11 protein-coding genes and 1 pseudogene are annotated in these 10,340 nt (G+C 35.3%); 10 read left to right on the top strand and 2 right to left on the bottom strand.

From position 1 onward, the window contains the following. The 8 genes and pseudogenes from LZ11_RS11765 to LZ11_RS11730 all read left to right on the top strand — a co-directional run. The coding region (locus LZ11_RS11765) for a Mu transposase domain-containing protein (RefSeq protein ID WP_187695085.1) at positions 1 to 691 on the top strand (691 nt) is incomplete at its 5' end. After that, positions 688 to 1,458 (top strand): IS21-like element helper ATPase IstB, encoded by a 771-nt coding sequence (gene istB / locus LZ11_RS11760; RefSeq protein WP_148868059.1) that lies wholly within the window; start codon positions 688 to 690, stop codon positions 1,456 to 1,458. The genes LZ11_RS11765 and istB, both read left to right, overlap by 4 nt. A 101-nt stretch (positions 1,459 to 1,559) precedes the next feature. Then, positions 1,560 to 2,027: a nucleotidyltransferase domain-containing protein gene (locus LZ11_RS11755; RefSeq protein WP_148868058.1), complete on the top strand. Its 468-nt coding sequence runs from the start codon at positions 1,560 to 1,562 to the stop codon at positions 2,025 to 2,027. A 1,449-nt stretch (positions 2,028 to 3,476) separates the two neighbouring features. After that, positions 3,477 to 3,905, top strand: coding sequence for an NUDIX domain-containing protein (locus LZ11_RS11750; protein ID WP_148868057.1), 429 nt, complete (start codon positions 3,477 to 3,479; stop codon positions 3,903 to 3,905). Positions 3,906 to 5,363: 1,458 nt separating this feature from the next. Beyond that, positions 5,364 to 5,852 (top strand): annotated as a pseudogene (locus LZ11_RS11745) (pyridoxamine 5'-phosphate oxidase family protein). 89 nt (positions 5,853 to 5,941) lie between these two features. Next, a complete protein-coding gene (locus LZ11_RS11740) occupies positions 5,942 to 6,376 on the top strand; it encodes a VOC family protein (RefSeq protein WP_148868056.1) in 435 nt (144 codons plus the stop codon). A gap of 735 nt (positions 6,377 to 7,111) precedes the next feature. Then, entirely contained in the window at positions 7,112 to 7,495 is a 384-nt protein-coding gene (locus LZ11_RS11735; protein WP_148868055.1) for a cytidine deaminase family protein, read from the top strand. 149 nt (positions 7,496 to 7,644) lie between these two features. Further along, positions 7,645 to 8,103 carry a hypothetical protein gene (locus tag LZ11_RS11730; RefSeq protein ID WP_148868054.1) on the top strand — a complete coding sequence of 153 codons (459 nt, stop codon included), beginning with the start codon at positions 7,645 to 7,647 and terminating at the stop codon, positions 8,101 to 8,103. A gap of 205 nt (positions 8,104 to 8,308) precedes the next feature. Here the strand turns inward: LZ11_RS11730 and LZ11_RS11725 are convergent, their stop codons facing one another. Beyond that, the gene (locus tag LZ11_RS11725) at positions 8,309 to 8,707 is read right to left on the bottom strand and encodes a winged helix-turn-helix transcriptional regulator (protein WP_148868053.1); all 399 of its coding nucleotides are present in this window, start codon (positions 8,705 to 8,707) and stop codon (positions 8,309 to 8,311) included. A 145-nt stretch (positions 8,708 to 8,852) separates the two neighbouring features. Between LZ11_RS11725 and LZ11_RS11720 the strand changes: the two genes are divergently transcribed. Both LZ11_RS11720 and LZ11_RS11715 read left to right on the top strand, forming a co-directional pair. Further along, positions 8,853 to 9,413, top strand: a complete 561-nt coding sequence (locus LZ11_RS11720; protein ID WP_148868052.1) for a GNAT family N-acetyltransferase — start codon at positions 8,853 to 8,855, stop codon at positions 9,411 to 9,413. A gap of 26 nt (positions 9,414 to 9,439) precedes the next feature. Beyond that, positions 9,440 to 9,889: a DUF488 domain-containing protein gene (locus LZ11_RS11715; RefSeq protein WP_148868051.1), complete on the top strand. Its 450-nt coding sequence runs from the start codon at positions 9,440 to 9,442 to the stop codon at positions 9,887 to 9,889. 171 nt (positions 9,890 to 10,060) lie between these two features. Here the strand turns inward: LZ11_RS11715 and LZ11_RS11710 are convergent. Next, positions 10,061 to 10,340, bottom strand: a 280-nt coding sequence (locus tag LZ11_RS11710) for an IS30 family transposase (protein WP_148868050.1), incomplete at its 5' end; no start/stop codon positions are given.

The raw sequence follows: 10,340 nt of genomic DNA, 5'->3' as shown, positions 1-10,340 counted from the left end.
GACCGACATAGTCCTTACCGACAGAATGAAGACCGTAATACTTGGTACCGGAGAAAACAGAAAGCCCATATGGAACTCCATCTTTGAAGACCTGGCTATAACCCTTGGATTTACCCCTAAAGTGTGCAGAGCACGGCGTCCACAGACCAAAGGCAAAGTAGAAAGCGGAATAGACTTTGTCAAAAGTAACTTCCTGCCGGGTAGGAAGTTCATAAACTACGGTGACTTAAACCACCAGGCAATAGTGTGGTGCGAAAAGAAAAACAGGAGGATTCACGGCACCACCGGGGAAAGGCCTATTGACCGCCTGAAGGAAGAAAACCTCAAACCTCTCCCTGTCTCTGACAGATACCAAAAATTCCTTGAAGAAGTAAGGAAAGTCCACAAAGACGGCCTCTTGAGCTTTAACGGCGTAAGATACGGCGTTCCCTGGCAATATAGCGGAAAAGAGGTGGTTGTAAGGGACAAAAACGGCAAAATCGAAATCCTCTATGATGGGAAGGTGATAGCAACCCACGAAAAGCATTATCGCTCCAGGACCATCGTTTTCCTCAAAGGTCAGTATAAGGGTCTAAAAGAAGCCGAAGGCATGTTCTATCCTAGACCGAGGGCTATCAAGTTATCTTCCCTGGAAGTTGAGAAGCGTTCTCTTGGGGTTTACGAAAGCCTCCTGGAGGTGGGCACAGTATGATAGACCTTGAAAATGCTAGGTCCCACCTTGAAGAACTTGGGCTTTTAAACGCAGCATCTTTCCTTGACGCCCTCCTTGAAAGAGCTCAACGCCAAAATAGCACGTATCTTGATTTCTTAAATAACCTGCTTGAGGCTGAACTTGCTGAAAGGCAAAGGCGGAATATCGAGGTAAGGTCAAAACTTGCCCGGCTTCCATACCGGAAGACTTTAACCGAATTTGACTTTACCTTCCAGCCCAGCATCGATGAAAAACTGATAAAAGAGCTTGCCACAATGGCCTTTGTCCACCGGGTAGAAAACGTAATATTTCTTGGCCCGCCTGGAGTAGGGAAGACGCACCTTGCCGTGGCTCTTGCTATAGAAGCCCTATCTTGTGGTATATCAGTCTACTTCACGAGTCTTTCTAGGCTCATTGAGGACCTCAAAAAGGCATATAAAGAAAGCCGGTTAGAAAGGCGAATGAGGATCTACACTAGGCCCAAGCTCCTTGTAATCGACGAAGTAGGCTATCTCCCCCTTGACGGCATTGGCTCGAACCTCTTTTTCCAGCTAATAAGTGCCCGGTATGAAAAGGGGAGCATAATACTTACCAGCAACAAAGGTTTTGGGGAATGGGGAGAGCTCATGGGAGATCCTGTACTTGCTACTGCAGTGTTGGATAGGCTATTACACCATGCCCACATAATCAACATAAGGGGCAACAGCTACCGCTTAAAGGACAGGCTAAAGACCGGATTGTATGGTAACCCACATAATAATGCTTAATTTAAAAAAAGCCAGGGTGGGTCAATTTAAAATCGCTGAAAATGGGTCAATTTAAATCCGCTATTGACATTCATAAATTAATATGAAGTTGAGGTGGTATAGTGCTTCCACAAAAACACTTGGAAGTATTACAAAAAATATATAATAAGTTAAATGGCACTAATATAAATTGGGTTATTACAGGAAGTACTGCATTTATTATTCAAGGGATTCCCCTAAAACCAAATGATATAGATATTCAAACTGATAAAGAAGGTGCGTATCAAATAGAAGAATGCTTTAAAGAATTTATTAAGAAAAAAGTATGCTTATCATCTAATGGTAAAATATCTTCTCACTTTGGTTGTCTTGAAATAGATGGTATAAAGGTTGAAATTATGGGCGACATACAAAAAAATATAAATGGTATTTGGGAAGAACCAGTGAATTTAGAAAGATATAAAAGATATATAACTATACGTGATATGAAGTTACCTGTTTTAGATTTAGAGTATGAATATGAGGCGTATTTGAAAATGGGGAGAATTGAAAAAGCAATGCTACTTAAAGAATGGATAAGTAATAAGTAATGATACACAGTAATTAAGATTATTGATTGCAATAAGGCATAAATAGGGTGTTAGGATTTTAGTGTTTAGATATACTTAAGATACATAATAGTGGTAAGATAGTATTACAATATAATATTAAACTTTTGTAGGATATTATGAATATAGGGGGATTTTAGATGAGGATAGATTTTAAACTATTCTGTTTTGATATGGATGGTACATTAATAAGAAATACCAATTCAGTGAAATATCTTTGTGTACTAAAATAAGGAAGAACAATTTTAGAAATTGAAAAAAGAGAAAATAATAAAGAACTTTCATGGATAGAAGCAGATTATTTAAAAGCCGAGTTAATAAAAGGTTTAAGTATTGAAAAAACTTACAATTTTCATTGGTGAAAACAAATCCATAGTGATAAATTCTTGACAAAAATTATTTGCTTAAAGAATAAATCACTATGGAATTCAGACTATTTTTTTCTGCCAATAAAAAGTCCATGAATGCTTAAACCATTGATAGACGATTCGGTACAGGTTTTCAAGTTGTATATACAAAATAAACTTCACTCCATGATAATAAAGTTGACTCTATGATAATAAAGTTCGTTCCCAAATCCCGTAGTAGATGCAGGATAACTCCTGTTCTGCTGCGGGGTTTGCTTTTTTTACAGGGGAAAGGGCTAAGGTGTAAGGGTTAAGATTGTTAGGGTTAAGGGGTAGGGAATAAGGCTAAAGGCATTGATTTTAAAGGGATTGAGGAAAGTATTGATTATAGTATTGAGAGAAATATTGCTACCAGGATTGATAAAAAGCATTAGAAAAAGCACATGAGAAAATGCAACCTTACCCCTTTTCCCTTTCAACATATTCCTGTTCGGAACCGACTTTATTTTAAAAATTATTACAAGGATTAAGGAAAAAGTGTTAATAAATGGGATGAAAATATGAGAAAATAGAGCGGACTTTATTATCTGGAAAGAAATAGGGAAATAGGTTCAAGGCGAGAAGGGATAAGGGTTTGAGGGTGTGGGGGCTGGAGTGGAGATTATTTTAAATATACAATAAGTGTATTTCTAATTTATTCCTCTCACTCATACAAAAAAAGTGATTCCTAGTAGGAAGGGATAAGGGAAAAGGATAAATGAAGGGATAAGGATAAGGGTAAAGGAATAAGGAAAGGGATAAGTGAAAGGCCTTGAAAATAGAAGCCTGACATCACTTATCCCTTTTTTCCTTAAGCCATGATCCTGCCCCTTTGGAACAACTTTTTTCATACAAATTAGAGTAGTATTCGGAAAATAATAGGAAAAATAATACTGCTTTACAGAGAAACTTTATTCCCTCCCATAAAATCCAGGAAGGAATTTTGCCAAGATATGGAGAATTAAATTTTTTGGAGCGAACATGCTGCAAGCATGTATTCCCCAATATAATGATCAGGTAAATAAATAAAGCGGGAGGAGTTCTTATGTATCCTAATTATCGAATTTCTGTTGAAATCATTTTGTTGCATGAGGGAAAGGTTCTTTTGACCAAACGTGCAGAACATTGCAAGGTCGCTCCGAATGTCTGGAATGTTCCCGCAGGCAAAATAAAATATGATGAAATTCCCGTTCAAGGTTTGTATCGAGAAGCAAAAGAGGAAATCAATTTGGATGTGGAATTGTTGGAAGAGCTATCAGTTAGGAATTTAAAAAGTAAAAGTGGAGATGAAGATATATACCGAGTTGTGTTTACGTATCTTGTTAAACCTAAAAACGATGATATTTCTTCGCTCAAACTGAATGATGAACATTCCGAGTTAGCTTGGATTACCAAAGAAGATCTCAATAATCCAAGATATGAAACGCTTCACAATGATATACGAAACATTCTTTTAACGAAAGTGTTTAAGTAAAGATGAATGAAGTATATGTCGTAAAGCTGGAAACTCCTATTCATGAGGGACGACTTTTAGAGTTCGTTTCTCTTACGCCTAAACATAAGAACTATCGTTTTAAAACTTAAACCTTGATCCTTACCACTTGTTTCCAAACTATGTATTTTTCATTTATTCCTCCCACCCATGTGAAAAAAGTGGTTCTGTTTGGGGAGGAATAAGGAAAAAGGATTAAGGTTCAAGTCTATGAAGAACAAAGAAAGGGATAAGTGCAAAGCCTCGAAAAATCGAGGTTTAAGCCACTTATCCCTTTTTTCCTTGAACCGTGATCCTACCCATTCGGAACAACTTATTTCACTCAAATTAGATCAGTATTTGGAAAATTATAGGAAAAATAATTCTGATTTACGGAAAAACTTTATTACCTCCCATAAAATCCCAGGTAGATTTTATGCGGGTTGGAGGGGAGGGAAATGGAAAGGGTTTTTTTTAAATTAACATAAGTGTATAACCCAAAAAAACTCGTGTCACGAATAAAAAAGTCGTGTTAAAAATAAAAAAGTTGTGTTAAGAATCATGGTGAAAATAGGGTAGAAAACCTTATTGAAGCCATGATTTTTTGTTAGGATTATTAGGGTTAAGGAGTAAGGGATAAGGATGAAAGTATTGATTTTAAAGGGTTTGAAAGGAATATTGATGAAAGATATTGATTAAAACTTTCCCCTTTTCCCTTGAACCTTATCCCTATTTCTGACACGCTTTTTTATCTAAAATGAGGCTAAAAATAGGAAGAAAATAGGAGATAGGAGCAAGGGGAAAGGGGGATTTTTGACATGACTTTTTTATCTGGAAAGAAATAGGGAAATAGGGTTAAGGCGAGAAGGGGCAAGGGGTTGAGGGGGGTGGGGGTTTGACATGAGTTTTTTATTTGTATACATAGTTAGGATTAAGTTTTATTCTAAAAAGGGTTAAGGGATAAGGGGAAAAATAAAAAAGTTGTGTTAGAGATAAAAAAACTTGTGTTAAAAATAATAAAGTCGTGTCAAATAGATAATAAAGTTGTGTTAGATAATTCAATGCATAATAGTTAAAAATAGGAAAGCCTCTTAACAAAGAAGAAAAGAAAATGAACTTCTAAAATTATATATTTCTTTATACAAGAATAGAGATGCAATTATGTTACTTGCCTTTAAATAAATAAGTCTTAAACCTTGAATCCTAATAGACTTTTCTTCCCGTTGTATATCGTATTATCTTTTTTTATTTCTATAGATGATAGAACGATAATTAAAAAATAGAAAAGTACTTTCATAAGTGGCAAAGTTGTATTTAAATAAAAATAGAGTTATGTTATATTAAGGTCATAACAAGTAGTATATTACGGATAACAAAGTTATTATAAATTTATTACAATATCTAAGAAATGCAAAAATGATAAAAACCAAAATAGCGAAAGAATTAGAAGGATGTGTGATTATGTTCAGGGAAATGAGAAGAAAGAAACAATTATTATCCAAAGAAGAGACAATTGAGATTCTAAAGTCATGCACTTCTGGAGTTTTAGGTGTAATTGGCGACGATGGTTACCCGTATACCGTTCCAGTAAGTTACGCTTTAAAAGACGACAAAATATTCATTCATAGCGCAAAAGAAGGGCATAAGATTGACAGTATAAAAAGGAATGATAAGGTGTCATTTTGCGTAATAGAAAAAGATGAAGTAATACAAAAAACTTTTACTACTCATTTTAGAAATGTTTCTATCTTTGGTAGAGCAAGGATTCTTACAGACGACTCTGAGAAAAGATATGCTCTCGAAAGTTTAATTGAAAAATATTAGCCTGACTATATTGAAGAAGGACAGCAGGAAATCGAAAGAGCATGGGATAGAGTATGTTTAATTGAAGTCAAAATCGAACATATGACAGGTAAAGCCGCTATAGAAATTATCAATAGTAGGAAGTAAACTATTTACTTTATTCTTTTAATGTTGAACATCAATAAAAAATTGCGAAGTAAAGAATATTAATATAATCAATAAAGGGAGTGTTCATAATGGTTGGAGTAGAAATTGATATGGTTGTAACAGACAGTTTGAAAGCATTGGCATTATACGAAAAAATATTTGATATCAAACGTGTTGAGGTATCGGATTTTCCTAAAGGTGAAAATGAAGTCATTTTTACACTATATGGAGTGCGCTTCCACATGTTAGATGAAAACCCGAAATTCGGGTTAAAAGCACCAGACCCTGATAAACCTAATACAATTTGGTTTAACATATCAGTCCCTGACATTAAAGAAACATTTTCAAAGGCGATTAGCGCAGGCTGCACAGAGGTGCAGCCAGTGACTGAAATGCCTGATTACGGAGTGTCAAATGCTATATTTAGTGACCCTTTCGGCTACCTATGGATGCTGCATCAAATACACAAAGAAGTGAGTCATGAAGAACGCATTCGGCTTTGGGAGGAAAAAAGGGATAATTAAGAATTAGTGCATTATAAGAATATTATACATCATTAATAATGGGGGATTGTTTTGAAGAGAGAAAACTTAACTTTTGTTTTTCTTGTCATATGGTGCATTTTGGTACTTACCTACTTTACAATCTGGAAAAATAACTGGTTTATTCTGATTTCAACCAATGCACTTCTGCTTCTAAAACTATATTTATATTATAAACATAATAAAATGTAAAGGTTTGGACTATGTTTACTGTATATACACAATAAACTCCACTCCATAATAATAAACTTCGCTCTATAAAAATAAAGTCCATTCCAAAATCCCGTAAATGCAGGATAACTCTTGATTTGCTGCGGGGTTTGCTTTTTTATTGGGGAGAAGTGCTAAGGTGTATGTTAGGATTAAGGAGTAAGGAATAAGGCTATAGGTATTGATTTTAAAGAGATTGAGAGTACTATATTGATTTAAATATTGATACCAGGATTGATAAAAAGATTAGAAAAAGAACATGGGAAAATGCAACCTTATCCCTTTTTCCTTTAATCCTTGACCCCAACCATTTGGAACAACTTTTTTCACATAAATTAGAGCAGTATTTATAAAAGAATAGGGGAAATAATACTGATTTACGGAAAAACTTTATTATCTCTCATAAAATCCCATGCTTATTTTATGCGGGGTGAGGGGAGAAAAAGGGAAAGGGTTTTTTAAGTTAACAATTAGAGGGATCATGTTTGAAGGGAGCATGATATACGTATGACTTTTGACGAACTTTATAAAAAAGCAAAATCTGTAATAAATCCACGTAAGCTTTCTGAATATGCTGAAGCTGGCGGGGTTGGTGCTGCTCTTCTTGCTGAAAGCGGAAACGTATATACGGGCGTTTGTATTGATACTGCATGTTCTATGGGTTTTTGTGCCGAACACGCTGCTGCGGCTGCTATGATAACTGCTGGCGAAAGCCGTGTATTAAAAATGATTGCGGTTGGATGGGACGGGCATATTATGCCACCATGTGGTCGTTGTCGTGAATTTATAAGCCAGATTCACAGCGAGAACCTGAACACTGAAGTAATGGTTGGGGAAGATGTAATAGTAACAATCCGAGAACTCCTACCATATGATTGGCGGCAACAATAAAGTACTCAAGAAAAGGAGCATTACGTTTGATCAGGACAAGGGATATTTCACGGCTTGCACAAGTAGTATAGACGCGTTTGGATAAGTCAAAAGGTGTACCCCTGATACATCATTTTGTATAAAAAAGATTATCAATGGGAGGAACGGCTGTGGGTTTTAAGAAGATACTTGTTTTACTTTGTGCAATAATATCTGTGTTAGTATTATTGGCAGGATGTTCAGCTAATGGCAGTGGGAAAAGTCAAAATGGACTACAAATTACAGATATGTCAACTGCATTGGGTGCAGTTGGAGACTCTTTAGATAAAACGAAGTTTTCTTATACAATGACGGTATATAACAAAGACAATGAGGATGTTTATATTACTTGGGTAGAACCTATTTTAGGTGAAAATGTTAGGAAAAGGTTAATATCATCTGAACTGAAAGTTGATGTTGAACAGACGGTATCGGCAAATGAGAGTATTGAGATTAAAGGAGAAATTATTTTGGATACAAAAGGGATGTCTAAGCAACAAGTAATGGAGTTAGAGCCGTTTATAACGGGTATAAAAGTATCATCCGAAAAGATAATAGATTTTGATTGGATTGAAAAGAAGAAAGAATAACGGAGAAGTTTGTTCGGTTCTCAGACAAAAGGCGCAGATAGCCGGATAACGACTTTTTTCCTGCATGGCTTGACAAAGATTGGCATTATGCAATGGTCGGATGCATGAAATGCCAGAACATATGCCTCAAAAACAGGGATTTATGGACAAAGTGGAAATGGGGGCCACATTTGATTCGGAGGAGACAGAGGATGATTCTTCAAAGTTACTTTTCATCCTCTGTTTCATTGACTGTTTCCACGGATTCTAATTCTATATTATTTTGAGTTATCAATGATTTCATTTGCTTGCCCCAATGAGCTAGTGCTTTAAGAGCTGGAATAAGATTTTTTCCATTATCAGTCAGAGAATATTCAACTCGGGGTGGTATTTCCATATATTGCTTCCGGTTAATGATACCATACAACTCCAATTCTCTTAACGATTGAGTTAACATCATGTTGGTAATTCCATGAATACTCCTTTTTAATTCGTTATATCGCATAGTTCCATTTTTGCTTAATGCCCAAATTATGGGTAATCTCCACTTTCCACCGATAAGGTTTAAAGCAAATGTTAATGGACAGTTGTCAAAGCTGTTTTTATATAATGAGTGGTCATTCATAAAATCACTCCAATACTCAATTTTTACTTACTTAGACAGAAAATACTGCATACTTGTTATAATCGTTGCAACTGATATAATTATATCGAAAACTGATTGATTAATCAAAATATGTTTTCAATTCATTTTTAAAAGGAGGATTAATATGAGTATCCGTTATGAAGTTATTTCGGAAGATAATATTTTTTGCATTAAGGATTTGGTCAACGATTTAATGGCTTATCAAAAATCAATAGCACATATCCATCCTGAGTTTTTTGATAACATGTGTTTTGAAACTAGAATGATTCCATCCCTCAAGAGTGCTAAAGCCAATTATATAATAGCAGCTAAAGATGATGATGAAATTATTGGGTATGCGTACAGCAACATTTCACCAAAGGAGATATATTCTAAGGGTTTTGCTACTTTAGAATGTAACTCCTTCTTTGACCTTGATTCTGTAAAGAGTGATGACGTAGGTTGTCTTTCGCAGATTTATATAAAAGAAGGTTATCGTAATAAGGGCATCGGCAGCGTTTTGTTTGAAAAGTCTATGGATTGGTTGAGATCATTTAAGTCAATAAGCGATATATTTATCTTTGTATCAAATGGGAACGATAATGCGTTGAAATTCTATCTAGGTAAAGGTTTCAAAATGAGTCACCAGATACTCGATGGGTTTATTACAGTGTTAAGGCTTAACCTCGATTCTTGCCAAAATTGATAAAACATCGAGAAGGAGAGGAATAGATGAAGATTTTTACAATTGGTTTTACGAAAAAAAGTGCTAAGGAGTTCTTTGAATTACTTAAGAAAAACAAAATTTCAACACTCTTGGATATTCGACTAAAGAATAATTCTCAATTAGCTGGTTTTGCTAAGGGTGAAGATCTAGAGTATTTTACCAAAGAAATATTGGGAATAGATTATATACATGATGTTAGATTTTCACCAACGCAGGAATTATTCGATTCATACAAAAAGGGTAATATATCATGGCTTGATTTTGAAAAGGAATTTAAAAAGCTTATGCAAGAAAGAGATTTGTTAAATGTGATAAATAACGAATATATTAATAAACTTGACGGCATATGCTTGCTTTGTAGTGAAGAAAAAGCAGATAGATGTCATAGAAGATTAGTCGCAGAGTATATTAAAGATAATTTAAAAATAGGAGATATTGAAATTATTCATTTATAGAGAGTATAGCCCTGGTGGCAGCCGCGATTCAGGGCTACCATCCCCAATGCTATCATATATGTGTTTTTTGCAAGATGAAATTCCCCTTTTTTGCAAAGATTTTTCTTCCGTAAAATGCAATATTAAATGCGACACATTTTTTGGAAACCCGAATGATGTTGGGTTTTTCAATCATGAAGGCTGAAGTTCGTAAGTTAGTCGCTCTATTTCCCGGAAAAAGAGTTCTGCTGGTTGCCGGTAGCCCAGGATTTTTCTGGGCAGAGTATTACACCAATTTTGCACCCGTTCGATTTGTGAAAAAGATAATTCCTTGATAGCTGTTCCCTTAGGAATTAACCGCCTGATTAGGCCATTGTGCCGCTCATTGGTGGCCCGTTCCCAGGCAGAGTAGGGATGAGCATAATAAATATCAATTCTGTGGACATTCAAATTGGCAAACTCGCTACCGTTA

This window comes from Thermosediminibacter litoriperuensis, assembly GCF_008124715.1.
GTDB classification, from domain to species: Bacteria; Bacillota; Thermosediminibacteria; order Thermosediminibacterales; family Thermosediminibacteraceae; genus Thermosediminibacter; species Thermosediminibacter litoriperuensis.
The sequence above is the reverse complement of the archived record's forward strand: the minus strand, read 5'-3'. Positions and strand labels throughout refer to the sequence as shown.